28 protein-coding genes are annotated in these 22,958 nt (G+C 66.9%); 6 read left to right on the top strand and 22 right to left on the bottom strand.

Annotation, left to right across the window (positions count from 1 at the left end):
- Positions 1-116: 116 nt before the first annotated feature.
- Genes A6F65_RS01415 through A6F65_RS01405 form a run of 3 tightly spaced genes read right to left on the bottom strand, consistent with a single transcriptional unit; the run spans position 117 to position 2,204 of the window.
- Positions 117-989 (bottom strand): sterol desaturase family protein, encoded by an 873-nt coding sequence (locus A6F65_RS01415; RefSeq protein WP_067785049.1) that lies wholly within the window; start codon positions 987-989, stop codon positions 117-119.
- Positions 990-992: 3 nt separating this feature from the next.
- Positions 993-1,382 carry a hypothetical protein gene (locus A6F65_RS01410; RefSeq protein WP_157093012.1) on the bottom strand — a complete coding sequence of 130 codons (390 nt, stop codon included), beginning with the start codon at positions 1,380-1,382 and terminating at the stop codon, positions 993-995.
- A gap of 6 nt (positions 1,383-1,388) precedes the next feature.
- Entirely contained in the window at positions 1,389-2,204 is an 816-nt protein-coding gene (locus A6F65_RS01405; protein WP_067785040.1) for a TerC family protein, read from the bottom strand.
- 211 nt (positions 2,205-2,415) lie between these two features.
- On the opposite strand from A6F65_RS01405, the gene A6F65_RS13225 reads away from it, so the two are divergent.
- The 5 genes from A6F65_RS13225 to queC all read left to right on the top strand — a co-directional run bounded on the left by A6F65_RS13225 (position 2,416) and on the right by queC (position 7,088).
- Positions 2,416-3,168 carry a cold-shock protein gene (locus tag A6F65_RS13225; RefSeq protein ID WP_067785037.1) on the top strand — a complete coding sequence of 251 codons (753 nt, stop codon included), beginning with the start codon at positions 2,416-2,418 and terminating at the stop codon, positions 3,166-3,168.
- Positions 3,169-3,295: 127 nt separating this feature from the next.
- Positions 3,296-4,477 (top strand): aspartate aminotransferase family protein, encoded by a 1,182-nt coding sequence (locus A6F65_RS01395; RefSeq protein ID WP_067785034.1) that lies wholly within the window; start codon positions 3,296-3,298, stop codon positions 4,475-4,477.
- Positions 4,474-5,406 carry an ornithine carbamoyltransferase gene (gene argF / locus A6F65_RS01390; RefSeq protein ID WP_067785031.1) on the top strand — a complete coding sequence of 311 codons (933 nt, stop codon included), beginning with the start codon at positions 4,474-4,476 and terminating at the stop codon, positions 5,404-5,406. The genes A6F65_RS01395 and argF overlap by 4 nt, the downstream gene beginning before the upstream one ends.
- Before the next feature lie 36 nt (positions 5,407-5,442).
- Complete coding sequence (gene hslO, locus A6F65_RS01385; RefSeq protein WP_237164840.1) at positions 5,443-6,357, top strand: Hsp33 family molecular chaperone HslO; 915 nt, start codon at positions 5,443-5,445, stop codon at positions 6,355-6,357.
- 32 nt (positions 6,358-6,389) lie between these two features.
- The gene (gene queC / locus A6F65_RS01380) at positions 6,390-7,088 is read left to right on the top strand and encodes a 7-cyano-7-deazaguanine synthase QueC (RefSeq protein ID WP_067785028.1); all 699 of its coding nucleotides are present in this window, start codon (positions 6,390-6,392) and stop codon (positions 7,086-7,088) included.
- Here the strand turns inward: queC and A6F65_RS01375 are convergent, their stop codons facing one another.
- The 17 genes from A6F65_RS01375 to A6F65_RS01300 form a co-directional block, all read right to left on the bottom strand.
- Positions 7,089-7,613 carry a superoxide dismutase family protein gene (locus A6F65_RS01375; RefSeq protein WP_067785025.1) on the bottom strand — a complete coding sequence of 175 codons (525 nt, stop codon included), beginning with the start codon at positions 7,611-7,613 and terminating at the stop codon, positions 7,089-7,091.
- 56 nt (positions 7,614-7,669) lie between these two features.
- On the bottom strand, positions 7,670-8,128 hold the full coding sequence (locus A6F65_RS01370) for a DUF2793 domain-containing protein (RefSeq protein WP_067785022.1): 459 nt from the start codon (positions 8,126-8,128) through the stop codon (positions 7,670-7,672).
- Between the two features lie 24 nt (positions 8,129-8,152).
- Positions 8,153-10,342, bottom strand: a complete 2,190-nt coding sequence (locus A6F65_RS01365; RefSeq protein WP_067785019.1) for a phage tail protein — start codon at positions 10,340-10,342, stop codon at positions 8,153-8,155.
- A gap of 13 nt (positions 10,343-10,355) precedes the next feature.
- Positions 10,356-10,763 (bottom strand): NlpC/P60 family protein, encoded by a 408-nt coding sequence (locus tag A6F65_RS01360; RefSeq protein WP_067785016.1) that lies wholly within the window; start codon positions 10,761-10,763, stop codon positions 10,356-10,358.
- On the bottom strand, positions 10,763-11,587 hold the full coding sequence (locus A6F65_RS01355) for a DUF2163 domain-containing protein (RefSeq protein ID WP_067785013.1): 825 nt from the start codon (positions 11,585-11,587) through the stop codon (positions 10,763-10,765). The genes A6F65_RS01360 and A6F65_RS01355 overlap by 1 nt, the downstream gene beginning before the upstream one ends.
- Entirely contained in the window at positions 11,584-13,920 is a 2,337-nt protein-coding gene (locus tag A6F65_RS01350) for a DUF2460 domain-containing protein (RefSeq protein ID WP_067785011.1), read from the bottom strand. Before A6F65_RS01350 ends, A6F65_RS01355 begins: the two co-directional genes overlap by 4 nt.
- Before the next feature lie 11 nt (positions 13,921-13,931).
- The gene (locus A6F65_RS01345; protein WP_067785009.1) at positions 13,932-14,522 is read right to left on the bottom strand and encodes a tail tape measure protein; all 591 of its coding nucleotides are present in this window, start codon (positions 14,520-14,522) and stop codon (positions 13,932-13,934) included.
- A complete protein-coding gene (locus A6F65_RS01340) occupies positions 14,515-14,715 on the bottom strand; it encodes a phage tail assembly chaperone (RefSeq protein WP_067785006.1) in 201 nt (66 codons plus the stop codon). The genes A6F65_RS01345 and A6F65_RS01340 overlap by 8 nt, the downstream gene beginning before the upstream one ends.
- On the bottom strand, positions 14,715-15,023 hold the full coding sequence (locus A6F65_RS01335) for a gene transfer agent family protein (RefSeq protein WP_067785003.1): 309 nt from the start codon (positions 15,021-15,023) through the stop codon (positions 14,715-14,717). The genes A6F65_RS01340 and A6F65_RS01335 overlap by 1 nt, the downstream gene beginning before the upstream one ends.
- Positions 15,020-15,427, bottom strand: a complete 408-nt coding sequence (locus A6F65_RS01330) for a phage major tail protein, TP901-1 family (protein WP_067785000.1) — start codon at positions 15,425-15,427, stop codon at positions 15,020-15,022. Before A6F65_RS01330 ends, A6F65_RS01335 begins: the two co-directional genes overlap by 4 nt.
- A gap of 187 nt (positions 15,428-15,614) precedes the next feature.
- Complete coding sequence (locus A6F65_RS01325) at positions 15,615-16,004, bottom strand: DUF3168 domain-containing protein (protein ID WP_067784997.1); 390 nt, start codon at positions 16,002-16,004, stop codon at positions 15,615-15,617.
- Between the two features lie 119 nt (positions 16,005-16,123).
- Complete coding sequence (locus tag A6F65_RS12795) at positions 16,124-16,279, bottom strand: hypothetical protein (protein WP_157093010.1); 156 nt, start codon at positions 16,277-16,279, stop codon at positions 16,124-16,126.
- Positions 16,279-16,827, bottom strand: a complete 549-nt coding sequence (locus tag A6F65_RS01320) for a head-tail connector protein (RefSeq protein WP_067784994.1) — start codon at positions 16,825-16,827, stop codon at positions 16,279-16,281. The genes A6F65_RS12795 and A6F65_RS01320 overlap by 1 nt, the downstream gene beginning before the upstream one ends.
- 253 nt (positions 16,828-17,080) lie before the next feature.
- Positions 17,081-18,232, bottom strand: a complete 1,152-nt coding sequence (locus A6F65_RS01315) for a phage major capsid protein (RefSeq protein ID WP_067784991.1) — start codon at positions 18,230-18,232, stop codon at positions 17,081-17,083.
- A gap of 297 nt (positions 18,233-18,529) precedes the next feature.
- Positions 18,530-18,916 (bottom strand): HK97 family phage prohead protease, encoded by a 387-nt coding sequence (locus tag A6F65_RS01310; protein WP_067789687.1) that lies wholly within the window; start codon positions 18,914-18,916, stop codon positions 18,530-18,532.
- 32 nt (positions 18,917-18,948) lie between these two features.
- The gene (locus A6F65_RS01305; protein WP_067784988.1) at positions 18,949-19,257 is read right to left on the bottom strand and encodes a DUF6127 family protein; all 309 of its coding nucleotides are present in this window, start codon (positions 19,255-19,257) and stop codon (positions 18,949-18,951) included.
- Positions 19,254-20,417 (bottom strand): phage portal protein, encoded by a 1,164-nt coding sequence (locus A6F65_RS01300; protein ID WP_067784986.1) that lies wholly within the window; start codon positions 20,415-20,417, stop codon positions 19,254-19,256. The genes A6F65_RS01305 and A6F65_RS01300 overlap by 4 nt, the downstream gene beginning before the upstream one ends.
- A 118-nt stretch (positions 20,418-20,535) precedes the next feature.
- On the opposite strand from A6F65_RS01300, the gene A6F65_RS01295 reads away from it, so the two are divergent.
- The gene (locus A6F65_RS01295) at positions 20,536-20,835 is read left to right on the top strand and encodes a GIY-YIG nuclease family protein (protein ID WP_067784984.1); all 300 of its coding nucleotides are present in this window, start codon (positions 20,536-20,538) and stop codon (positions 20,833-20,835) included.
- Positions 20,836-20,934: 99 nt separating this feature from the next.
- Here A6F65_RS01295 and A6F65_RS01290 read toward each other — a convergent pair whose 3' ends face one another.
- Together A6F65_RS01290 and A6F65_RS01285 are read right to left on the bottom strand one after the other, a co-directional pair.
- Complete coding sequence (locus tag A6F65_RS01290; RefSeq protein WP_067784979.1) at positions 20,935-22,281, bottom strand: DNA-packaging protein; 1,347 nt, start codon at positions 22,279-22,281, stop codon at positions 20,935-20,937.
- On the bottom strand, positions 22,274-22,918 hold the full coding sequence (locus tag A6F65_RS01285; RefSeq protein ID WP_157093009.1) for a hypothetical protein: 645 nt from the start codon (positions 22,916-22,918) through the stop codon (positions 22,274-22,276). The genes A6F65_RS01290 and A6F65_RS01285 overlap by 8 nt, the downstream gene beginning before the upstream one ends.
- Positions 22,919-22,958: the final 40 nt, after the last annotated feature.

The following is a 22,958-nucleotide window of genomic DNA, read 5'->3' as shown; positions in this document are numbered from 1 at the left end:
CCGGAAGTACGCAGTTGCCTGATCAGGTCAAAGCCAGCGCCACGCCCGACCGGGCCTCTTGTGCGGCTGCGTCTACCGAAGCCAATGACTGGTACACGGGTACTTAGCCACAGTCGTCAGCGTAACGACCGCGCCCTTATCTGGTCGGACGTCTCGCGTGAGCCATCGTGGCTCCAACCCGGCGGCTTCCAGAGATACTTCGCCTTGCTGCCCCAAGGGGCGTGCCAGACGTCCCTGGCGATACCTTTCCACTCATGGAACGCCACATGCAGCAGGTTGAAGGTGCCGAGCTGGTGCACGATGCCGTACCGAATTTCTTCGTCATCCCGCTCGGGCTCATAAGTGCCGAATATCCGGTCCCAGATAATCAGCGTGCCCGCGAAATTGCGGTCCAGATATTGCGGATTGACCGCATGATGGACCCGGTGGTGGGAGGGCGTGTTCATCACGCTTTCGAACCACCGAGGCATCCTTCCGATGGCCTCGGTATGTATCCAGAACTGGTAGATCAGGTTGAGCCCGCCGCATGCCAGGATCATCGCCGGTTCGAAGCCCACCGCCGCCAGCGGCAGCCGGAAGATAAAGGACAGGGCCAGAAACCCTGTCCAGCTCTGCCGCAGAGCCGTGGTCAGATTATAGTGCTGGCTCGAGTGGTGATTGACATGCGCCGCCCAGAACCAGCGCACGCGGTGCGCCGTGCGGTGGAACCAGTAATAGGCCAGGTCATCCAGCACGAAGCAGAGAATCCAGGCCCACCAAGCCCAGCCGATATCGAACAGGACGAGGCCATGCATAGCGACCAGCATCGCAAGCACCGCACTGGCCGACAGGGCGCCGGCGACCGTGCTCCCAAGCCCCATGAATAGCGATACGGCGGTATCGCGCGGCTCATAGGCGGAGCGCGCCTTGCGTACAGCCCAGACGGCCTCCGCCAGGATCAGCGCGAGGAAGAGCGGGATTGCGTAAGTGACAGGATCGAACCTCTCCATGCCTCAGCTCCTATCCGCCAGATGCTGTACCCAGCCTTGCGCCGCAGAAGGCAGCCTGACCAGTTGCTGCGCGCTGCGGCCAGACAGGCTCAGTGCCACTTCGCCGTCACTCCCTTGCGCCGCGCGCGTGACCAGTCCCGCGGCGAACTTCGAACCGTGCCGATAGACAAGCACACAGCGGCCCGATTCGCCGCGAACCAGCGCGCCATCCTTTGCGTCCAGCACGGCAACATCTGCCGTATCGAAGCCGGGAAAGGCATGCTGCGCCAATCGCAAGGCTTCCTCCTCGCCAATCGGTTCGGCCTCCCGGCCAAGCTTCAGAAGCACCACCAAGCCGATCATCGCGCAGATCGCGACCAATGATAGGCCAAACTTCAGCAGCTCTCCGGACATAACGCCTCAGCCGGCAGCTTCGGCCTCCTCCTGCCTGATCCGCTGCCGCCGATTACGCTGCACCATGTTGAGCAGCTCGACGCTCACGGAGAAGGCCATGGCCGCATAGATGTAACCCTTGGGCACATGGAAGCCGAAGCCGTCTGCGATCAGCACCAGGCCGATCATGACCAGGAATGCCAGCGCCAGCATCACGAGCGTAGGGTTCTTTTCGATAAAGCGCGCCAGCGGATCGGCTGCCACCATCATTACGCCGACGGTGATGACGACTGCGGTCACCATGATCGGAATATGATCCGTCATACCCACGGCAGTCAGGATCGAATCGACCGAGAAGACGATGTCGATCGCCACGATCTGCACGATCACTGCGCCGAATGTCGCCTTCACCACTGCGGCGCCCGGGCTCTTGTCGAGCAGATCGCCGCTGTCGTCCTCCGGCTCCATCGAATGGTGGATTTCCTTCGTGGCCTTCCACAGCAGGAACAGCCCGCCCACCAGAAGGATGAGGTCGCGGCCTGAGAAGGCGGTCTCGAAGCTCGCCTTGTTTGTGCCCTCGACCGGCGGGCCGGTAATGCCCAGGTCGAACAGGGGCGTCTGCAGCGTCACGATCCAGCCGATCAGCATCAGCAGGCCGATCCGCATGATCAGTGCGAGCGCAAGCCCGATGCGGCGTGCCTTCTGCTGCTGGTGTTCCGGCAGCTTGTTCGAAAGAATCGCGATGAAAATCAGATTGTCGATCCCCAGCACGATCTCCAGCGCGATCAGTGTGAGCAGCGCCGCCCAGGCGGCCGGGTCGGAAAGCAGGGCCATGATATCCATGCGCGCTGATTGACGTATCGGCGCCCGTCTCGCAAGGCCACATCGTGCGTTCAGGCGCTGCTCCGACCGGCCCCGAAATGCTGCCCCCTTAAAATGTTCGCGCGGAATCGTATTTCGCTGTATAGCCCTGCGCGTGTTGTTCCGGAGCGGCCTCGTCCGTCCGCGCCGGAATTGTCGGTTTCGAGGACGGGTTCGGGGTTTAGTTCGAGTAATGGGTTACGATAAAAATCGCCGCGGTCGCGGACGTGACAAGCGCGACGGGTTCGGCGAAGAATCCTTCAATCCTTTCGGTGATGGCGGCCCGCCGCCTTACCAGAGCGGTGGCGATCGCTGGAACGACGGTGGCGGCGATCGCTGGAATAACGATGATCGTGGCGGCAATCGCGGCGGCGGCGGCGGTGGCGGTGGCTATCGCGGCGGTGGCGGCGGTGCTGGCGGCGGCGGCGCACCGCGTGGCCCCGGTGGCGGCGGCGGAATGCCTGCCCAGGTCGTTGGAACCGGCCAGGGAAAAGTGAAGTTTTTCAATGTGCAGAAGGGCTTCGGCTTCATCCAGCGCGATGAGGGCGGCGAAGATGTCTTCGTGCACATCAGCCAGGTGGAACGTGCCGGACTTGAAGGCCTTGCCGAAGGGCAGGAACTGCAGTTCAACCTAGTCGATCGCGGCGGCAAGGTCTCCGCGGCCGACCTCCAGGTCGTTGGCGACGTCATCGAAGTCGAGAAGCGCGGCCCGCAGCGCGAGCTGACTGGCGAACGTGCCACGGGAACGGTGAAGTTCTTCAATTCCATGAAGGGCTTCGGCTTCATCACGCGCGACGATGGCAAGGAAGACGCCTTCGTGCATATCAGTGCAGTCGAGCGTTCCGGCCTGCCAGGCATCGATGAAGGCGACCGATTCGAATTCGATCTCGAAGTGGATCGCCGCGGCAAGTATTCTGCCGTGAACCTGTCGCGCGCGGCCGAATGAGCCACGCTACATCGCAGGCGATTGACCCGCCTGCCCTTGCTCAATAGAGCATGACGAATGGCGGCCCGGCGGGTCGCCATTTGTCGTTACGGTAATATGCACCGCAATCTTTGAAGAGGATTTCGCAATGGCCATCACGCCGCTCATGCCTGTCTACCCGCGGTGCGATGTCCGCCCTGTTCGCGGCGAGAACTGCCACCTTATCGGCGAGCATGGGGAGCGTTATCTGGATTTTGCCGCCGGTATCGCGGTGAACCTCCTGGGCCATTCGCATGCTGGCCTGATCGGCGCGATCCAGAAGCAGGCGGAAACGCTGATGCACGTGTCAAACCTGTATGGCAGCCCGCAGGGTGAAAGCCTCGCGCAGCGCCTGGTTGACCTGACCTTTGCAGATACGGTGTTCTTCACCAATTCCGGAGCGGAGGCGGTGGAAGCCGCGATCAAGACTGCGCGCGCCTATCACCAGGCAGCGGGAAATGATGAGAAGTATGAGCTGATCACCTTCTCCAACGCCTTCCACGGCCGCACGATGGCCACCATCAGCGCGTCCAACCAGGAAAAGATGCACAAGGGCTTCATGCCCCTGCTTCCGGGCTTCAAATATGTCGAATTCGACGACCTCGAAGGCGCGAAGGCGGCCATCGGTCCGAACACCGCAGGCTTCCTGGTCGAGCCAGTGCAGGGCGAAGGCGGCATCCGTCCCGCCTCACCGGAATTCCTGGAGGGCCTGCGCAGCCTGGCCGACGAGCATGACCTGATGCTGGTGCTCGATGAAGTGCAGAGCGGCGTCGCGCGCACGGGCAAGCTGTTTGCGCATGAACTCTATGACATCCAGCCGGACATCATGGCGGTTGCCAAGGGTATCGGCGGCGGCTTCCCCTTCGGCGCATGCCTCGCCACCGAGAAGGCGGCGCGCGGGATGGTCTTCGGCACGCATGGCTCGACCTATGGCGGCAATCCGCTCGCAATGGCCGCAGGCGAGGCGGTCCTCGATGCGGTTGCCAACGAAGAGTTCCTGGCATCCGTGCGCGACAAGGGCGAGCGCATCCGCGGCCGGCTGGAGCAGTTCATCGGCAATTACCCGGATCTGTTCAAGGGCGTTCGCGGGCATGGCCTGATGCTGGGCATCCAGATGCATGTCGAGCCGCGGCCGTTCATGCAGCACCTGCGTGACAAGCATGGCCTCCTGACCGTGGCGGCCGGTGACAAGACGCTGCGCCTGTTGCCGCCGCTGGTCATTGGCGATGCGGAAATCGACGAATTCTTCGACAAGCTCTCAGCCGGCGCAGCGAATTTCGAAGCCGAATGAGCCAGGCGCGGCATTTCCTCGACCTGTCGGATGCCGGCGGGGATGCCATTGCGGCGATGCTTGCCGATGCGCAGGACCGCAAGAGCGCGCGAAGGGACTGGCCGAAGGGCAGGGCGGATGACGACCACCCGCTGTCTGGCCACGTCCTGGCTATGATCTTCGAGAAGAACTCGACCCGGACGCGCGTCAGCTTCGATATCGCGATGCGCCAGCTCGGCGGCTCGGCCTTCGTGCTCGACAGCCAGACGAGCCAGTTGGGCCGCGGCGAGAGCATTGCCGATACGGCCCGCGTTCTCAGCCGCATGGCGGATGCCATCATGCTGCGGACGGACGATCACGCCAAGGCCGAGGAAATGGCGCGGCACGCGACCGTGCCTGTCATCAACGGCCTGACGGATCGCTCGCATCCCTGCCAGATCGTGGCGGACCTGCTTACCATCGTGGAAAATGGCAAGCCGCTGCCGGGCCTTGAAGTTGCGTGGCTGGGCGATGGCAACAATGTGCTGCATTCGGTTCTGGAAGCGGCGGGGATTTTCAAGTTCAACGTGCGCGTGGGATGCCCGGATGGCTATGCGCCCGATGCCGATTTCGTGCGGCAGGCCCAGGAACAGGGCGCGCAGGTCGCGATCGGGACCAATGCGTCCGAAGCCGCAGTCGGCGCGGATGTCGTCATCACCGACACGTGGATTTCCATGGGCCAGGATCATGCGGATGCGAAACTCGCGGCGATGGAGCCGTTCCGGGTCGACGCCGCACTGATGCAGCAGGCCAGGCCCGATGCCATCCTCCTTCACTGCCTTCCTGCCCATGTCGGGGACGAGGTCAGCGAAGACGTTTTCGAAGGCCCGCAATCGCGCGTTTTCGACGAGGCGGAGAACCGCATTCACGCGCAGAAATCCATACTGCGCTGGTGCTTCGGCCAGCTTTGATTGCCTGCGGGTTCAAAACCCGCACTTCGGCCCCATATGGCCCCCATGACGACAGCACCGGAAAATCTGCGCCAGACCGGCTTCGACCAGCCGATCCATTTCGCCCTGCCCGATCGCGATGCGCGCGGGCGGCTGGTGCGGCTTGGTCCGGTTCTGCAAGAGATACTCGGCACGCACGCCTATCCGTCGGCCGTGGCACATCTCCTGGCCGAAGCCATCACGGTATGCGCGCTCATGGGTTCGCTGCTGAAGGATGAGGGAAGCCAGCTGACCATGCAGGCGCAGGCCAAGGGCGGCGCCGTCACGCTGATGGTCTGCGATTACCGCGATGGCGAGGTGCGCGGCTATGCCGACTGCGACCGCGAAAAGGCCGCGGAACTCAGCCCGGGCGCGCCGCTGTCCGTGCTGTTCGGCGAAGGACATTTGGCAGTAACATTCGACCTGGCCGTGAAGCCAGGCCGGTATCAGGGCATCGTGCCGCTGGAAGGCAGCTCGATTGCCGAGGCCGTCGAGGGCTATTTCGTGCAGAGCGAGCAGCTGCCCAGCCTGATCCGGACGGCCATCCGGCTGGACGGGGACGCCCCTGTGGCGGCGGGCATGCTGCTGCAGCACCTCCCCGATGGCGAGGAAGGCCGCGAGCGACTGCATGTCCGGCTCGATCATCCCGAATGGCAGCATGCCTCCACCATGGCCGCATCGCTGCAGGACGAGGAGCTTCTCGACCCGGACCTGTCACTCGAGGATATCGTGTGGCGGCTGTATCACGAGGAGCGCGAGATCCTGACCGAGCAAGGTCCGGCTCTCAGCCGCGGTTGCCGCTGCTCGGTCATCCATTTCGAGAACGTGCTGGCCCGTTTCGGCAAGGAAGACCGGGATGAAATGCGCTCCGACGACGGGTTCATTCGCGTCGATTGCGCGTTCTGTTCGCGTGAGTTCCTGGTCGAGGATTGACCGCGCAGGGACGCGGGCATAGCCGTTTGCGCATGAGCGATAATGCAAAGAGGCATGCCGTCATCCTGCTGTCCGGCGGGATGGATTCCATGGTGGCAGCGGGGCTGGCGCGCGAGAGCGGCTTCCGCATCAGCGCGCTGACCATTGATTACAACCAGCGCCACAGGGTGGAACTGCAGGCTGCGCGGGCCATCGCCGACCATGTCGGGGTGGAGCGGCATGTGGTGATGCCCCTGGACCTGCGCCAGTTCGGCGGTTCCGCGCTTACCGACGATATCGACGTGCCCAAGGAGGGCGTCGGATCCGCTATTCCGGTGACATACGTCCCGGCTCGCAATCTGGTGTTCCTGTCGCTGACACTTGCGTGGGCTGAAGCGATTGGCGCGCACGACATCTTCATCGGTGTGAACGCGCTCGACTATTCGGGCTATCCCGATTGCCGGCCCGATTTCATCGCCAGCTTTGCCGAGACCGCCCGGCTCGCAACGCGCGATGGCGTGGGCGGCGACGGGTTCACCATCCACACGCCGCTGATGGACATGACCAAGGCGGATATCGCGCGCGAAGCGGATCGGCTTGGCCTGCCAGCCGGGCTCAGCTGGTCATGCTATGATCCGACGCCCGAGAACCTCGCCTGCGGTCGCTGCGACGCATGCCGCCTGCGCGCAAAAGGGTTTAGCGAGGCCGGGTTGCCCGACCCCACGCCCTACGCCGAGGCGCCGCCCGCCTGATCAGCGGGTGAAGACGCCGCAGGCCACGCGGCTGCCAGCGGCACCTGCCGGATCGGACTTGTAGTCGTCGGGGCCGGCATGCACGACGATGGCCGTACCGTCCGCGTCGTAGATCGCCTCGAGGGCCTCATCGCGCGGCATGGTAAGCGTTGCGCTGACCGTTCCGGCGCCTTCCGGACCGATCGTGACATTGGGCAGGTCGCCAAGATGCGCGCCCTGCGGGTTCAGCGTGCCATGTTCGTTGCCACGCGGGTTCAGGTGCCCGCCTGCACTGGTGAAGTCGGGTGCGACGCAGCTGCCCGTCGTATGCAGGTGGACGGCATGCTCGCCAGCGGAGAAGCCGCCAAGCGCTACCGTGACATCGACCTGCGAGCCGTTGCCGTAGAATTGCGCGGTCCCGGCGGGCAGGCCATTGGCGAAGCGCAGCGTGGCGGAGCCAAGCCGCTCGGTAGGAACGTCGGCGATGGTCTGGCACCCGGCGAGGAAGGCAAGGGCGGGAAGGGCGGCAAGGATTTTCGAACGCATGGCAAAACCTCCGGCAGTTTTCCGAAGATAACGGCGCGGCGCGCAAAAAGGTCCGGTCAGCCTGCCGCCAGCACGCCGGATGCCACCAGGATGGAGACCAGCTCCGCTATCGCCGTGCGCGCTTCGGCATCGACAGTATCCCCGCCGGAAGGAGCCGCAGGGGTGGTGGCCCGCATCCATGCGCCATCGAAGCGTGCGGCCTGCCCCGCCGTTTTGTCCATGACCGTCAGCCCGTCGAACGGCGCGGTGAATAGCCAGGTGCCTGCCGAGCGATAGGCCAGCGATCCGTCATGACCAGTCCAGGCACCACCTGCGCCAGCGGCCACGATCCACGCCTGCCCATCCTCGGCGCTGGGCGGAGGGGCTGCCAGCTCGCCTTCGACCGCAGGTTGCAGAAGGGCATCGGCGCGCAGCAGCGCCTCGTTCACCGTCACTTCCTTCTGCGCCTGGCCCACATGGAGCAGGGGCAGGCCAAGGCGCGGAGTGGTGGATTGCAGGGATACGGGATCGGTCATTGCAAGGGGGTCCTTCAGGGATGGTCAGTCGATTGTGCCGAGCAGCAGCGGCGGCGAGAGGTCGAAGCGGCCCACCTGCTGCACCCACAGCGGCGAACCGGCGAAACTGGCCCTGAGGCTCGCAAGCAGATCGGCGGGGATTTCGAGCGAGGGGCTGGCTGCTTCCCAGATTCGAACTGGGGCCGCCACGGGGCCAAGCCCGATGCGATAGGCCTCGCGCTCTTCCACCAGCGGCACGTCGACATGGTCGCGCCATTCAAAGCTGCCGCGGGTGCGGCGGGTCCAGCCCAGCAGCATTCCGCCATCGCTTGAGGTGGCCTTGCGCGGATGGACGGGATGGAGCGGGCGCAGGCTGAGTCCTTCATTGCGAAGCGGGACCACGACCGGTGCGAAGTCCCCGATCCCTTCTGCTGCGATCTGCCTTTCATCCTGTGTGCCAAGGCTCGCCGCATCCAGTCGGCTTGGCGCGGCATCGAGGAGTACGAACGGCGTGCCCGGGGAATGACCGGTGAAGGCCGCAATCTCGGTTCCGCCGCGTCCGCGCAGCAGGCCGGTGAGCCGCCAGCGCGATCCCTCGATCCGCTGTGCGCCTGAGAACTGGATCGCCTCGCCGCCAATCATGGCCACATTGGCGCCAGCGAGGACCGCCTGCGGCGATGCCGGCACGAGCGCGAGATCGGGCGCGGCGAGGTCGACTTCTACTGACGCACCCGCCTCGAAAAGCAGCGCGTCGCTTGGGGCAAGCGCGGTGTGGAGGCTGCCGATCACGGCCCGTGTCCGGCCGGTAACGCCGATCGGCTCCAGCCCGGCCGGCGTGACCAGTGACAGGCCCGCGCCGCGCCATCCGGCGTCGGGGGCGCTGGCGGCGGCATAGGCGACGCGAAGGCCAGCGTCTCCCGAACCATCGAAGGGGACTTCGAAGGCTTCGAGCAGCGTTGGCGGCGTCACAAAATCGAACTTGGGCAGCGATGTGCCGGGATCGCTTGGCATGGCCGGTGCGGCGGCGCGCACGATCCGCTCGAGCGAGAGTTCGACGCCGGTATCGCGCCACTCCCACCGCACCACGCGCCATTTTCCCGGCCGGTCCGGCAGGGTGACTACGGAGCCGGGGCGCACGCCGACGGCAAGCTCCGCCGTGCGCCAGGATACGAGGTCGCGCGCCCATGCCGCCCGCTCGGCTGCATCGCTGGCAAGCGAGCGTGCAGTCTCGGCGGCGAGCGTGCCGGGAAAGTCTAGCGTGCCGGCATGACCCGGCCTTGCGCGGCCATCGGCACGTTGCATCCCAATCTGGTAATCGCGTGCAGGGTCGTAATAGCGCACGGCCTGCGGGATTTGCCGGGCGTCCGCCTGCCTGCGGCTGACCTCCCCTGTCAGCGGTGCGAAAGTGTCCGCGTCCTCGCCCGCCATTGTCGGCTCGCCGAGCGCGATGGGATTGTCCAGCCCGAGCGCGGCAGACTGGATGGTCAGGGCACTTCCGCCGGTATCGCAGGACAGCGGATACAGCGTGTCGATGGACTGCATGACGGAGGTGAGCGTGCCGCCGTCATGGGTGTAGCCCTCGAGCCCGGGTAACGGCGCCCCTCCCGCATCGGCAGCGAGCGGTGCGACCATGTCGACGAGGCTCGGCGCGCCCTCTCCCCCGAAAATCTCGAAGCTGAGTGCGGGTATCCGGTTGCCGAAATCGGCGAGGTCGAGACCGTCGAACACGCAATAGGCCGTGCCGCGAAAGGCCGGGCAGGCTGCGCCCCTGTCCGATGCGATGAGCGGGTCGGGCGCGGCATCGCCGTCACCATTGTAAATCCGCAATTGCCCGCCCGCCTTCAGGTCGCCCGCAGCACCGCGCAGCAGGTTCCCGTCCGCCCAGATGCGGCCGACGCCGGATATGCGCTCGCTGGCCAGCGCGACTGCGAAGTTGGCGGAGTAGGCGTAAGTGGTCACGCGGGGCGAGCCCTTCCCGCCGCCGCTCTCTTCCTTGCGCTCGATCAGATCGGTCGCCCAGATCACCGTGCCGGGCATGCGCATGCGGCCGAACACGCGCGGGATCGGCGTGCCATAGCTGCTGGTGGTGACGGCCAGTTCCTTCAGGCGCGGTCCTTCGCGGCTGGGGCTGCCGACGACCGCACGGTCGATCTGGTTGCCGATGAGCGATCCGAGTGCACCGCCGAGCGGCCCGCCGATGATCGTGCCGATGGCGGTGAAAACGAGTGTGGCCATGATGGGTGGTCCTTCAGGGGCGCGTGCGCCAGCAGCCGAGTACAGGCCAGGGAATGGGCTCGGGCGAGAGGGTGACGCGGCCAAGCCCGGCATGGGCGTGGACAAGGCCTTCGTGGGTCACGATCCCGAAATGGATCTGCGAGGCAGACATGGCCAGAGCGACCACGTCGCCTTCGCGGCGCTCGTCCCGCACGGGCGCAAGGCCAAGCGTGCGGGCGATTCGAGCGAGGTCCGGCGGCGCCTGCTGCCGCATGCGGTATTGTGAGCACGCCGCAATTGCCGCCGGATCCGCGCCGAGCGACTGGAGGACCAGGCCCACGCAATCGACCCCGGTCACGCGGTCCCGGCCATGCAGGCGAAAGGGTGCACCGACCAGGCTGCGCGCGGCAGCAGCGATGGCCGCGCCGTCAGATGCTGGCATCAGTTCGAGGGGTAGCGTGTGAGCAGGTCGTTGCCGGGTACGAATGGCTCGCCGCGAAAGTTCACGGCATTGCCGAACCGCGACTGGCAGGTGGCGAGCGTGTGATCGCATCCCGTGCGAAGGCGCGCCGAAGTCCCCGTCGCAAGCGCTGGGTCCAGCGGCCGGTCGAGCACGAAGCCTTCTGCCGAAATGGCAATCACCTGCATCGTCACTCCCGCATGCGGGCCGTCGAACCAGCGCACCGTTCCGCCAGCATAAAGCGGATCGACGATCGTGGTGCCGCCGCGTACAAAGGCGACGGCGTTGCTATCCGCCGCGATGCGCTGGGCTTTACCTTCCACGGTGTGGCGGGCGGGATTGACCCCGCATTCCCGTCCGCAGAACTCTGCTCGGCAGGTCGGGCTGGTGCGCGGGATATCGTCGCGGGCCAGCTGCGCCTTGGCGGAAAGCAGCTCGGCCTCGAAGCTGGTCCCCTGCCGCGAGATGGCGCCCATTTCTCCGCGATAAAGGACGGCGTGCTCGCCCGTCTCCCAGTCGACGATACCGCTTTCGACCTGCGCGCCATCGAACTGGCCATTGGAGAGCTCCTCTGCGGCGATCGCATCATGCGCCAGCGCGCCGCGGATTTCGGCGCTGTCGGGCGCGAAATCGGCTGTGCGGCTGATGGCGGCGGAGAGCATTCCGGGAGCGGCACGCAGGCGGAGCGAGCCCAGCATCAGGTCGCGGTCATGGCTGGTGAAACCCAGCGCCACGCCGTCGCGCCGCAGGATGCGCCAGAAGGTGGCCGTGCCCTCAAGCTCATTGGCGAAGAAGGTCCGGCTCATACCGCCTCCCGCAATTCGACCAGCGGAATGGACGGCACCTCGCCTGCACGGAAGGCCAGCGCGCTGAGGTCCAGCCGGTCTTCGGCGAAGCGGACGGGCACGTCGAACAGGAAGCCCGCCGTGATCGCAGCGCCATCGGGCGGAGCGGTCTCGAAGGCGATAACGCCGCCGTCCTGCAACGCCCAGCCAGCCGCTGGCTCGCCATCGATTGCCACGCGCACGCTGCCAGCCACCGGGCGGGTGATGCGCCGGACCTGTGGCTCCTCGCCGTCGCCATAGCTTTTCACCAAGGGGAAACTGGCGGTCAGCCCATCGCCCGTACCGATGGGCTGGTCGGTGTGCGTGGGGGTGCCGGTCATGCCGTTGCTCGAATGGTCGAAGGGATCGGACAGGCGGAAGCCGCGAGCAGCACCGCGCCGCGCGCGGAAAAACTGGAGCAGGACCGCCATTTCCGCCTCGGAGCGGATACCGGGACCCACGTCATAGCGTGTGCGCGCGTCGGCCCACTGGCTGCTGCGCCTCTCGTGCCCAGATGCGGTGACCGAGACATTGGTCACGAATTCGGGGCTGGTCATGGTGTCGCGCCCCAGGGCGAGCGGATAGGGCACATCGTCGAAGGCTTGCATGTCGTCATCCTTGCTGGCGGGCAGGCGCAAATATCCGTCGCGGCAGACCTGCGGCAGCGCCCAGACATAGAGGTGTTCGATCCCGCGGCTGGCCGCCTCGTCCAGGCCGGCGTCGATGCGCGGCCAGAAAGCGGCGGCGTCTTCGGGCCGCAGGACAAAGCCGGAGAGGTAATCCTGCCTTTCGCGCGGGTAGCCGAGGCGTTCGTCCACCGTGCGATAGGCGGCCTTGCGAAGGGCTTCGGCCCCGGCGGTCAGCCAGTCGTAATCCTCCAGCTGCAGGCGGTCGAAGGCCGGCCAGGCCCAGCCGGTGGGCAGGTTTGCGCGGCGAAGCTCCGGCATGTCCTCGGCCAGGATCGTGGGGGTGAAGGCCAGCAGCATGGTTTCCGCGCCCGCCGCGCCCGCTTCGGCACGCACGGCATCGGCCAGTGCGATCGTAGAGGCAGCCAGCAGCGCGCCTGCCGCGTCGAGCAGGTCCAGCTGCGCCTGGTCCAGCGGCGCGCGCATATCCGTTATGACAGGTGGATTGCCGCCCAGCGCGGCGCGGGCGGCATCGTCATACAGGCAGATTGCGCCGTCCGCCGGGGTCCACCACCAGGGTTCGCCCACCTGGAACAGCACGGGCAGGCCTGCTGCCAGTTGCAGGGCAGTGAAGGCGCGCGCCGCCGCTTGCAGCCAGTCCATCGCATCGCTGCTGGCCGGAGAAAGCAGGGCGGAGGGCGGGACCCAGCCGGTGCGGCCGGGCGTGCCGTCATGCGCGCGCTGCTGCCAAGTATCGGGGCAGATTTCCGCGAACAGCTCATAGGATAGGGAGACGATCGGCTGGAAGTCCGCCGCCGCGCAGGCTGCGAAGAAGCTGGCATGCCACCGTTCCGCAGGGGTGCAGAGTTCAGCGGGCTGCGCCACCTCCAGCACCACGTCGCCGCGGTCGGCAAGCGCCATGAAATGGCTCATGCCGACATAATGGCAGATGCGACCACGATAGCCGAGCTGGCGACAATTGCGCAGCACGCGGGCCGGGTTCAGATTGTAGCTATCGTCGTAAGCGGTCGCCATCTGCACGCCGTGCGCAGGCAGGATGGCATCGCCGATGACGAGCATGGCCCGTTCGCCTTCGCAGGCGATATTGGCCAGCGTGACCTGCGCCTGTGCGGGCGTTGGCAGCAGGGTGTCGTCGCCCGCCGCGTAGCTTGTCGGGACCAGCGAGATGAACATGCGGTCGATGTCGGACGGCCACACCGGGTCCGGATTTTCCGAGATGTCCCATCCGCCCGAAAGGCTGGAGAAGGGCAGCTCGATCCGCGCATCGGTGGGCGATCCGATGGCGTAATTCCACAGCCGCACATACCAGGATCGCTGCTGGCCAGCGGCATCGCGCCCCTCGATGGTCAGGGTCGGGCCGTTGACCGCATCGAGCGGCATCATGTCGCCGCTGCTGCGCCAGTCGAAGCGCAGCGTTGTGCGCGCATAGTCGCGGTCCGTGTCATAGCCGAGCAGCGGGTGGTCCCACGCATCCTCGCTCGCCCAGATCAGGCCGCAAAGGTCGGATTTTCGATGGAAAACCAGGTCCACCTGCAGGTCCGCCGGTCCGGCGGAGACCGCGCTGGCCATCATCGGGCGGGGGAAATCGACGGTCCAATAATGCGGATCGAAGCGCTGGATGAAGTCCGTGTCCTGCCCTTCGCGCTTGTCTGCGAGCCAGAATGCCATGCAAGCCTCCTTCAAACCTGCCGCAAGGCGTTGCGGACCTGCGCCGCGACCTGCCGGCCGGAGCGTTCGAGCGAGCGCGGCGCGCTGCTCCCGCGCGGCGCGGCGATCTGGATGGCGACGCGCACATCGCGCGCGCCTGTGCCCGAGCCGCCCTGTCCGGTTTCGACCCGGCCCGCGCTGGTGGGCACGAACATTTCCGGCCCGCGCTCGCCCACAAGGTAAGCCTGGCCGGGCGAGACGGGGCCGCCGGTCGCGCGCCCCGGAAGGCCGAAGATGGCGCCCAGTGCGCCCGTCAGCAGTCCGCCGAGGCCGCCGCTGCCGCTGGTGGCCGGGCCACCGCCGAACAGATTGCCGATGCCGCTCTTCAGCGCCTGCGCGGCAATCTCGTTCAGTGTGTCGAGCGCCACGCGCTTCAGATCGTCGAAGCCCAGCGTGCCGCGGCGGATTGCGCCCAGCAGGCCGCGCTCCAGCACATTGCCGGCGCGGGCAAAGCCATCGACCAGCGAGCTGTCGATCGTGCTGCGCAGCCCCTCGATATCGGATCTGAAGCCGTCCGTGCTCGCCCGCACGTCCACCATCAGCGTTTCCAGTTCATCATCCATGGCGTTCGCGCTCCAGCATTGCCTGCAGCCCTGCGCGGTCCAGTGGCTGGTCCGGCGCGGCGTGCGTTTCGTTCGAAAAGATTGCCGCCAGCTCTTCCGGCGTGGCGGCCCAGAACTGGTCGGGCGTCCAGCCCAGCGCGCGCGGCACCAGGCCTGCCAGCCGCTGCGCCGCGTCGGAGAAAGTGCCTGTCATCAGGCGCCTTTCAGGATCTGCCCCAGCAGCGCGCGCAGGGGCGCCGCGCATCCGGCCAGCCCGGCGCGCATCACCGCCTCGCCCATCTCGGCGCGGGTGATGTCCTCACGGTCCACCAGGCAATGCCAGAACAGGGCTTCCAGTTCGGCGATTTTCAGGCGGCCCTCGCCGGCGCGCTCGACCAGCGCAAACAGCGGGCCAAGCTCGTCCTCCGCCGCGACGAGCGCGGTAAAGGTCGGGCGCAGGACACGCAGCTCGCCGCCGATATCCAGTGAGGCTTCACCGCGCAGGGGATTGGCGCCGCTCAAGCGGGCACCACGGGGCCGGAGCTTTCCAGCTGCATGGTGTAACTGCGCTCGCCGTTGAAATCCCCGGCGTAATCGAGCCGCTGGACAAGGAAGCGGCCGCGCAGGCGCTCGCCATCCTCGAAGCTCAGCTCGTAATCGTCGATGGTTCCGGCCAGCGCATGTGCGCGGATCGAACCTTCGGCCTGGCTGCCGAGGAAGATGCCCGCCGCACTGACGGAGACGGACCGCGTGCCCGCGCCGGACAGCAGCTCTCGCCAGCCGCCCGATTCCTTGTGCGTGACGACCACGGTGTCGCCATTGATGGACATCTGCGTGGTGCGCAGGCCCGCGACGGTTTCGAAGGCTGGCGGCTCGGCTCCATCGCCGATCTTGAGGAGGAAGGCGGCACCTTTCTGGGCTGGCATGGTATGTCTCCGAAAGAATGTGAGGGTGTTGGGCCCTCCTCCAAGTCAGAGGAGGGGAGGGCGGTTGTGCGAACAGAATGGCCTAGAAATTTTCGTCACCCCGGACTTGATCCGGGGTCCCGCTCGTTCCGAAGCTGCACTGGAAGGCAGCGGGACCCCGGCTCGGGGGCCGGGGTGACGAGCAATGTCAGTTTTCAAGCAATCGGAAGCGGTATTCCATCAGCATGGCGCGGATGTTGCCGGGGCGTTGCTCGGCCCGGGCACGCAGGAACTGCGTCGTGACGATGGTAAGGCCGGGGTGATCACGCGGCAGGCCTTCCACGCGCAGCTCTATGGCGCGGACAAGCTCTGCGGCGGTGGCGGGATCGTCGCCCCGGCAATGCAGCTCCAGCGCCACGCGAACTTCGCGCCCGCGCCGGTTCTTGGTGCTCCAGTCGGCGGAGGCGCTGGCGGCGATGGCAAGCCAGGGATGGCTCGCACGCGTTGGCGCCTCTTCCGTGACGGAATTAAGCGTTGCGGCAAGCGCGGGATCGGCGCGCAACCAGTCGATGAGTGCGGCGCGGAGGAGGGTTTCCATACTTTGCTCCTGGCGAAGTTCGGTGCGCGCATGCGCACCGCAAGGCCGACCGGCCGTCGCGGCTTATGCCGCGAAGCCAAGCGGTCCGGACGGACCGCGCCCGGCGTTTGAGGGCGAAATCAAAAATGCGGCCAAAGCAGGCCGGGTTTGCGCCAGCGCAGCGGATCTGCCCGGCGGGACAGCAGGCGGTTCGCAGTATGCGCCCTCGCCATCTGGCGGGCCTTCGCAGCCAGCTGGCTTGCCAGCGCACCATCGCGCGTTTTCGCCTGCAGCATCAGGCCACCCTCAGCCGCCGCCAGGGCCGCCACAGGGCAGCCACGGCGCTGGGCGGATTGGCCGAGGCCCGGCTCTCGTCCCGCTGGCGATAAAGCTCCGCCGCAAGGCGCACCACGCCGTGGCGCAGCGCGTCGGGCAGCGAGTCCCAATCAGCGGCGAGACCGGCGATGAAGCGCACCGCGATGCGGCCCGCCGCGCCCTGCCGTATGATCCGGACATGCGCGCCGCCATGAGCATCGAGGTCGGCCTCGAATGCGTCAGGTGCGAAGCTGAAGCGCGAACCCTCCGCCGGAATGCCTTCCATGCCCAGCACGGCCTGGACGGGCCGGGTGGTCAGTCCGCGCCAGCCGCCGCCTGCGGGCAGGATTTCCTCGCAGGTCGCCTCCAGGGGAAGCGAGCCGGTGAAGCCTTCGCAGGCCTCCAGCGCCGCGCCGATCAGGCCAGTCAGTAGCGCGTCCTCGGCAGTGTTGGTGATGGCGAGCCAATCCTTCAGCTCGCGCAGCGCCGCATCCGCCGGAGCGGGGGGCACCAGGATCGTGCGGTTCATAAAATTGTCCACTTGTTTCATGCAGTCGCGTCCGCGGCTGCGTCCTCGGTGCTGTTCCCTCCGCTTCGCTGCGGGGCACCTGCGGGCGGGCGGTCGCCCTTGCGGTCCACCTGCGGCGGACCGAACTTGCGCGTCCAGAATCTTTTGAGGGTTCCTGGTCGCGGCAGCCAAAGGGCGACCGCCCGTCGCGCGGTTAGCGCGCTAGCCAAGGCTGCGGACGCAGCCGCCGGCGCTTGAGGCTAACAAAGATGCCTTATTCCTCGATCTTCAGCAGCTTGATCGCCGCGCTATCGAGCACCTGGCCGCCCACGCGCTTGGTGGCGTAGAAGTGGACGAAGGGCTTGTTGGTGAAGGGATCGCGCAGCACCTGTGTGGCGCTGCGTTCCGCGATCAGGTAACCGGCGCGGAAGTTGCCGAAGGCGATGGGGAAAGCGCCCGCGCCAACATCCGGCATGTCTTCCGCTTCCACCACCGGGTAACCCAGCAGGCGGTCCGGCTGCCCTTCGACCAGGCCCGGCTGCCACAGGAACGCGCCATCGGCCGTCTTCAACTTGCGCACTTCGGACAGGGTGGAGGAGTTCATCACCCAGCTCGCGCCCTGCCGGTGGCCGGCCTTCATCGTGTGCACGAGGTCGATCAGGCGGCTTTCCGGATTGGTGTCGAAGCCGTTCGCATCGCCGCTGCCGATATACTGCAGACTTCCGAAGGGGCGCACCGCGTCACCGGCCATGGAGACGGGCGAGGACAGGAAGCCGAGCGGCTGGTCCGCGCCCGTGCCGGACACGAAGGCTGCCCCTTCCGCGCGGGCGAATTCCATCGCGATTTCGCTCGCCAGCCAGGCCTCGATATCGAAACCGGCATCGTCCAGCATGGCCTGGCTCGCGGCCGGGTTGGCGTAAAGCTCGCCGAAGGGCGGGGCGATTTCGGCGAACTGCGGCGTGTCGGTATCGGGCCGCGATGCCGTTTCGGACACCCAGCCGCTGGCCGTTCCGCCGGTGCTCACCAGCTTGCGATAGCCTGCGCTGCCGACCTGGACGACCTGCGCGAGGGCGCGGATCGGGCTGATTTCCTTCAGCTCCGCACTGATGGCGGCATCGATTTCGCGCGGGACGGCATAGCCGCCATCCGCCGGGGTGGTGGCGCTCAGCGACTTCACCTCGGTCTCGCGGCCATTGCGAAGATAGCCATCGACGAAGCCCTTCACTTCGGTGCTGGCGGCGGGAGAGGTGGCCAGAGCCGGGCGGGCAGCCGCGCGGCCGATCTTGTCCACGCGGGCCTTCACCTCGTCCACGTCGGAGCGCAGCGAGACGATCGACTCCTCCGCGCGGTCCTGCCGGGCGACGATGTCGAAGCTGTCGTCCAGCACGGTGTCCGCAGCGGCGGCGGTATTGGGGGTCATTTCCATGGGGTATTCACCTTTCTTCGGGGGGAGAATGCTTGTGTTTCGCTCGCACCTCCGTGCGAGCATCCTCGGTGCCGCTCCCTCCGCCCAAGTAGATTTGGGCTTCGGGGCACCTGCGGGCGCGCGGTCGCGCTTGCGGCCCGCTTCTGCGGGCCGTCCAAGGTCCCAGCTGAGCCGGGTCGACGACCAGTCGACCGCAAGGCCGACCGGCCGCCCGGACCGGCCCCGGACCCCGGACTTGATCCGGGGGGAGGGAGTAGCCGGGAGGACCCAGCCGCGGAGGCGGCTGCATGAGACAGTCTATGCAACCAAGTGCACGCGCGATCCGTGTTGCAGGGGATGGGTGACGAGGCTGACTTCGAACAGGTCGATATCCTCCAGCACGCGCCCTTGTGCTGAGCGGTGGAAGCCGCGCGCCCGGTAGCCGAAGCTGAGGCCGTTGACCGCGCGCTGGCGCAGCATCTGTGCGGCGCGGCCTTGCGGATTGTCGATCTCCGCCACCACGCGCAGGCCGCGCTCGTCCTCGCGGGCGGTGCGGACCCAGCCGATGCGCTGCTCCGGCTTGTGCTGCCAGTAGAGGGGGATGCTGCGCTGCTCGCTCAGCGTGCGGGCAAAGGCGCCGCGGCGGATGGTGTCGCGCCCGGCATCCGGCACATCGAACAGCGCAGCGTATCCGGCGATACGCATCGTATCGCTCCTGCCCCGGACCCGATCCGGGGTCATCGCAGCATCCCCGGCACGCCGAGCCGCACGGCAATGCCGATCAGCAGCAGCGCCATCACGCCGCGCACGGCCCACTCGATCGCGGCCTTCCAGGCGCTGGCCTTGGCGGCGCGCCAGGCCCCCAGCAGGTCGCGCAATTCGTCGAGGTCCTCGCAGGCGCCTTCGTCGGCGAGGCCGAGGCGGGATAGCACGCGGTTTGCGCCGAGCTCGCTCGATTCCTCCACGATGGCGCGAAGGGTGACGAGGTCCGTCCCCTCACTAGCGGCCTGCGAGATCAGCCTCGCCAGCATGTCTTCACGGTTCATTCGGCGTCTCCTTCGGCTTGGGGCGCGAGGCCCAGCATGGCGCGTTTCTCGGCTGGCGAGAGGAAGTCGGCCCCGCTCACCTGTGCCCACAATTTCTCCCGGTCCTCCGCCAGCGCGGGCACGTGGTCGAGATCGACGCGCAGGTCGAGATCGGGGAAATGGCCTGCCAACCCTTCGGCCAGCCCGCCCAGGATCTTGCCCGCCATGGGCAGCAGCGTCAGGCGCCAGAGGGCGCGGTTCGCCTCGCGGTAATTGGAATAGGTGTTGTCGCCCGGGAGGCCGAGCAGCATGGGCGGCACGCCCAGCGCCAGCGCAATGTCGCGCGCGGCGGCCGCTTTCAGCTCGGCGAAATCCATGTCTGCGGGCGACAGCGACATGGCCTGCCAGCTGAGCCCGCCCTCCAGCAACATGGGCCGCCCGGCATTGCCGCTGCCGGCATAGGCCTGGCTGAGTTCCGCCTTCAGCCGCTCGAACTGGTCGGGCGTCAGCGTCGCGCCGTCGCCCGTGTCGTAGACCAGCGCCCCGGAAGGCCGCGCCGCGTTCTCCAGCAGCGCCCGGTTCCAGCGCGCGGCAGCGTTGTGAATCGCCACCGCCTGGTCGGCGGCCGAAAGCGCGCCTGCGCCGTAATGGTCGTCCGCCGGGTGGAAGTGCTTCAGATGGATGACCTGCGGCCAGCCATCGGCATCCTCGGCGCCCAGCACCAGCTCGCGGTCCCCCACCTTGTAACGGAAGGCGGACGGCCAGCCATTCTCGTCCGGCACGATGGAGACGCGCTCCGGCCGCAGCGCAAACAGCTCCACCGGATGCCCGGCGGCGTCGCGGCTGACCTGTACGAAGGCATTGCCGTGAAGCAGCAGCTGCGCGGCGAGCGTTTCCAGCAGCGACTGCCCCGCACTCGTCGCTTGGACCAGCGCGAGGGCGCGGGTGTCGGTCTCTACCAGCGGGGCGCTGCCCACGCCCTCGGCCACGATCCGCGCCGCGCGCTGCGCCACCGGATTGTCGAGATAGGCCCGCCGGATGGCATGGCGATAATCGTAGGGCGGTGTCGCGCCGCCCGTCTCGTGCGCCCACTGCCAGGGCGAGGCATATCCGCGTGCAAGCGGCACACGCGATCCCGCCCCGCCCTTGAAGGCGGAGCGCAGGTTTTCAAGGATGGACATGGGATTCTCCGATTGGGAGGAAGCGGGACCCCGGCTCGGGGGGCGGGCTGACGGATATTCCAAATCTCTGCGTCACCCCGGGCTTGACCCGGGGTCCCGCTTCCTTTGGAAATAACGGATGGATCGCGAAAAACAGGGCGGCTGGTGCTACATCATGGCGGACCGTTATCGCGGCACGCTCTATGTCGGTGTCACATCCGACCTCGCGGCTCGGGTTACCCAGCACCGCGAGGGCCGGGGTTCGGAATTCTGCAAAAAATACGGACTCACACGCCTTGTTTGGGTGGAGCGAGGCAACACGATCGATGAGTGCATCGCGCACGAGAAGCGCATCAAGAAGTGGCGGCGCGTGTGGAAGTTCGATCTGATTGAAAAGGCTAACCCGGACTGGGACGATCTCTTCGATCTTCTGACTTAGCGCCATGAAGGAAGCGGGACCCCGGCTCTGGGGCCGGGGTGACGGCAATTTTTCAGTTCAACGTCGGTCCGGACTTGATCGGGGGTCCCGCTGCTTCTTTTAAAACCCGCTGACCCGCGGCCTGCCGCTGCGGCTCAGCATCAGTTCCGTCAGCGCCCAGACCAGTGCGTCCGCCCTGTCCGGTGACCGCCCCGGGCCGCGGTAGTCGCCGCCGCTCATCAGGCCGCAGAGTTCGTCTTCCAGCTTCGGGAAGCATTGCGCGTGACGCACGCGGCCCGCTTCGTAGAGCGCGGCGACCGGCTCTGCGCGGGCGACCTTGCCGCGGCTGGCGTGGACCAGTTTCAGCGGCAGGCTGTATTCCGCCGCGCGCAGAACGCTCGCCACCATCGCGCCGCCCTGGTTTGCCTCCGCCACTACGCGGTCCGCGTTCCAGGCGCGCGCCGCGCGGGCGACGGCCCTGGCCCAGCGTTCGGGGCTGGGCTTCGCGATGCTGGCATCGGACAGCACCTTGCCCACGCCGCTTTCCGTCACGCCGCACACCACGATACCGCAGGCATCGCCATTGGCGCTGGCGGGCGGGTCCACGCCCACGACGATGCGCGTGCAAGGCTCGCTCGGCACGTCCTCGCGGCACTGTTCCAGCAGAGCGCGGTTCCACAATGCGCCCTCGACATCGGTCAGCAATTCGCCGTCCAGTTCCTGCCGTCCAAGCGCGCTCCTGGCGTAGCGGCGGCGCACCGAATTGACGAAGCGCTGCGGCAGGTTGGCCACGTTGTCGTAAGTCGATCCGCGCGTCACAACGATCTGCCGGTCCGTATCGGCGCGGGTGAACAGGTCCTTCACCAGCGGCACGGCGCGCGGCGTGGTGGTGGCCACCAGTTGCGGCCGCTCGCCCAGCCTGATGGCCATGACGAGATTGTCCCACGCCCGCTGCGCCCGGTCCCCGGCCAGCGTCCACTTGCCGATCTCGTCACACCAGGCGTGGCTGAATTGCGGGCCGCGCAGGCCTTCCGGTTCGGCAGCGGAATAGAGCTGCGCCTGCGCGCCATTGGGCCATTCCAGCCGCCCGAGCGAGGGCGAGAAGGCGGGCCGCTCCCACTGCGGGCAGCAGGCGAGCACGCCGCTTTCCCCTTCCACCATCACGCTGCGCGCTTCGGCCAGCGATGCGCCGACCAGCGCGATGCGGGCATCGCCGTCGCCGCGCGCCACCTTGCGCACCCATTCCGCCCCGGCGCGTGTCTTGCCGAAGCCGCGCCCGGCGCAGACCAGCCAGGTGTGCCAGTCGTCATGCGCAGGCGGCATCTGTTCGGGCCGCGCCCACAGCCGCCAGTGCGTGTCGAAGCGTTCCTGCTCACTGTCGGAGAAGTGCTTCAGCACCTTGCGCTTTTCCTGCGTTGTCAGGTCGTCCAGGTCGAGCAGGAAACGCCGCCGGTCCGGCTCAAGCATCCGGGCTTTCCGCCTGCGAAAGGTCCGCCAGCAGTTTCTGCCCCTCGCGCTCACGGGCGCGCAGCCGGTCGATCTTGCGCTCGATCCCCAGCAGGATCTCGTCCTCGTCCTTCATCGTGTGGCGGGCGCGTTCCTTGGCCACCGTGTCCTTGTGCAGGGTCAGCAGCCGCAGGGCGTTGGCGATGTCGAACTTGTTGCTGTTCGCCGGGACACCGTGCCGCAACCGCTCCAGCGTTTCGAGCTCCAGGTGAGCATAACCCTCCTGCAGCGCTTCCAGCCACTGGCGTGCGAAATCCCGGTTGGTGCGCCGTTCCTTGTATGCCGTTGCCACCGGTATCATTGCCGCTTCGGCCGATTTGGTCACGTTCGATGTGGATGCCAGAGCTTCGAGGAATTGGTCCTTCCATTGCGCCCGCCTGGTCGCCCGCTGTTTCGCCGGCTCGGCGGACTTGATCGCTTTCTCCCATTGTGCGGCGAAATGCGCATGATGATTGCGCCGGTAATAGGCAGTGCTCGGATCGATGACGACCAGGCGGCACGCCGCAGCAACCGTTTCGCCCGCAGCCAGGGCGGTAAGGAAGTCCGCTTCCCAATTGGACAGCTGGACGGCGCCCTTCTCTTTCCTGTTTTTCCCCATGTCACGACCCCCGGAAAATGCCTGCGAAACCGGACGCGAT

Source organism: Paraurantiacibacter namhicola, from assembly GCF_001687545.1.
GTDB lineage: Bacteria > Pseudomonadota > Alphaproteobacteria > Sphingomonadales > Sphingomonadaceae > Paraurantiacibacter > Paraurantiacibacter namhicola.
This window is presented reverse-complemented; position numbering and strand designations above follow the sequence as displayed.

Excerpts from the sequence above, each read along its gene's own strand:
- A6F65_RS01315 (WP_067784991.1), bottom strand. The coding sequence starts at position 18,232 with ATGGAAATGACCCCCAATACCGCCGCCGCTGCGGACACCGTGCTGGAC.
- A6F65_RS01355 (WP_067785013.1), bottom strand. The coding sequence starts at position 11,587 with ATGAGCCGGACCTTCTTCGCCAATGAGCTTGAGGGCACGGCCACCTTC.
- A6F65_RS01415 (WP_067785049.1), bottom strand. The coding sequence starts at position 989 with ATGGAGAGGTTCGATCCTGTCACTTACGCAATCCCGCTCTTCCTCGCG.
- A6F65_RS01395 (WP_067785034.1), top strand. The coding sequence starts at position 3,296 with ATGGCCATCACGCCGCTCATGCCTGTCTACCCGCGGTGCGATGTCCGC.
- A6F65_RS01360 (WP_067785016.1), bottom strand. The coding sequence starts at position 10,763 with ATGCCAGCATCTGACGGCGCGGCCATCGCTGCTGCCGCGCGCAGCCTG.
- A6F65_RS01310 (WP_067789687.1), bottom strand. The coding sequence starts at position 18,916 with ATGCGTATCGCCGGATACGCTGCGCTGTTCGATGTGCCGGATGCCGGG.
- A6F65_RS12795 (WP_157093010.1), bottom strand. The coding sequence starts at position 16,279 with ATGCTGCAGGCGAAAACGCGCGATGGTGCGCTGGCAAGCCAGCTGGCT.
- A6F65_RS01320 (WP_067784994.1), bottom strand. The coding sequence starts at position 16,827 with ATGAACCGCACGATCCTGGTGCCCCCCGCTCCGGCGGATGCGGCGCTG.
- A6F65_RS01325 (WP_067784997.1), bottom strand. The coding sequence starts at position 16,004 with ATGGAAACCCTCCTCCGCGCCGCACTCATCGACTGGTTGCGCGCCGAT.
- A6F65_RS13225 (WP_067785037.1), top strand. The coding sequence starts at position 2,416 with ATGGGTTACGATAAAAATCGCCGCGGTCGCGGACGTGACAAGCGCGAC.
- A6F65_RS01370 (WP_067785022.1), bottom strand. The coding sequence starts at position 8,128 with ATGACCGATCCCGTATCCCTGCAATCCACCACTCCGCGCCTTGGCCTG.
- A6F65_RS01375 (WP_067785025.1), bottom strand. The coding sequence starts at position 7,613 with ATGCGTTCGAAAATCCTTGCCGCCCTTCCCGCCCTTGCCTTCCTCGCC.
- queC (WP_067785028.1), top strand. The coding sequence starts at position 6,390 with ATGAGCGATAATGCAAAGAGGCATGCCGTCATCCTGCTGTCCGGCGGG.
- hslO (WP_237164840.1), top strand. The coding sequence starts at position 5,443 with ATGGCCCCCATGACGACAGCACCGGAAAATCTGCGCCAGACCGGCTTC.
- A6F65_RS01305 (WP_067784988.1), bottom strand. The coding sequence starts at position 19,257 with ATGAACCGTGAAGACATGCTGGCGAGGCTGATCTCGCAGGCCGCTAGT.
- A6F65_RS01345 (WP_067785009.1), bottom strand. The coding sequence starts at position 14,522 with ATGGATGATGAACTGGAAACGCTGATGGTGGACGTGCGGGCGAGCACG.
- argF (WP_067785031.1), top strand. The coding sequence starts at position 4,474 with ATGAGCCAGGCGCGGCATTTCCTCGACCTGTCGGATGCCGGCGGGGAT.
- A6F65_RS01410 (WP_157093012.1), bottom strand. The coding sequence starts at position 1,382 with ATGTCCGGAGAGCTGCTGAAGTTTGGCCTATCATTGGTCGCGATCTGC.
- A6F65_RS01365 (WP_067785019.1), bottom strand. The coding sequence starts at position 10,342 with ATGGCCACACTCGTTTTCACCGCCATCGGCACGATCATCGGCGGGCCG.
- A6F65_RS01405 (WP_067785040.1), bottom strand. The coding sequence starts at position 2,204 with ATGGATATCATGGCCCTGCTTTCCGACCCGGCCGCCTGGGCGGCGCTG.
- A6F65_RS01350 (WP_067785011.1), bottom strand. The coding sequence starts at position 13,920 with ATGGCATTCTGGCTCGCAGACAAGCGCGAAGGGCAGGACACGGACTTC.
- A6F65_RS01300 (WP_067784986.1), bottom strand. The coding sequence starts at position 20,417 with ATGTCCATCCTTGAAAACCTGCGCTCCGCCTTCAAGGGCGGGGCGGGA.
- A6F65_RS01290 (WP_067784979.1), bottom strand. The coding sequence starts at position 22,281 with ATGCTTGAGCCGGACCGGCGGCGTTTCCTGCTCGACCTGGACGACCTG.
- A6F65_RS01285 (WP_157093009.1), bottom strand. The coding sequence starts at position 22,918 with ATGGGGAAAAACAGGAAAGAGAAGGGCGCCGTCCAGCTGTCCAATTGG.
- A6F65_RS01340 (WP_067785006.1), bottom strand. The coding sequence starts at position 14,715 with ATGACAGGCACTTTCTCCGACGCGGCGCAGCGGCTGGCAGGCCTGGTG.
- A6F65_RS01330 (WP_067785000.1), bottom strand. The coding sequence starts at position 15,427 with ATGCCAGCCCAGAAAGGTGCCGCCTTCCTCCTCAAGATCGGCGATGGA.
- A6F65_RS01295 (WP_067784984.1), top strand. The coding sequence starts at position 20,536 with ATGGATCGCGAAAAACAGGGCGGCTGGTGCTACATCATGGCGGACCGT.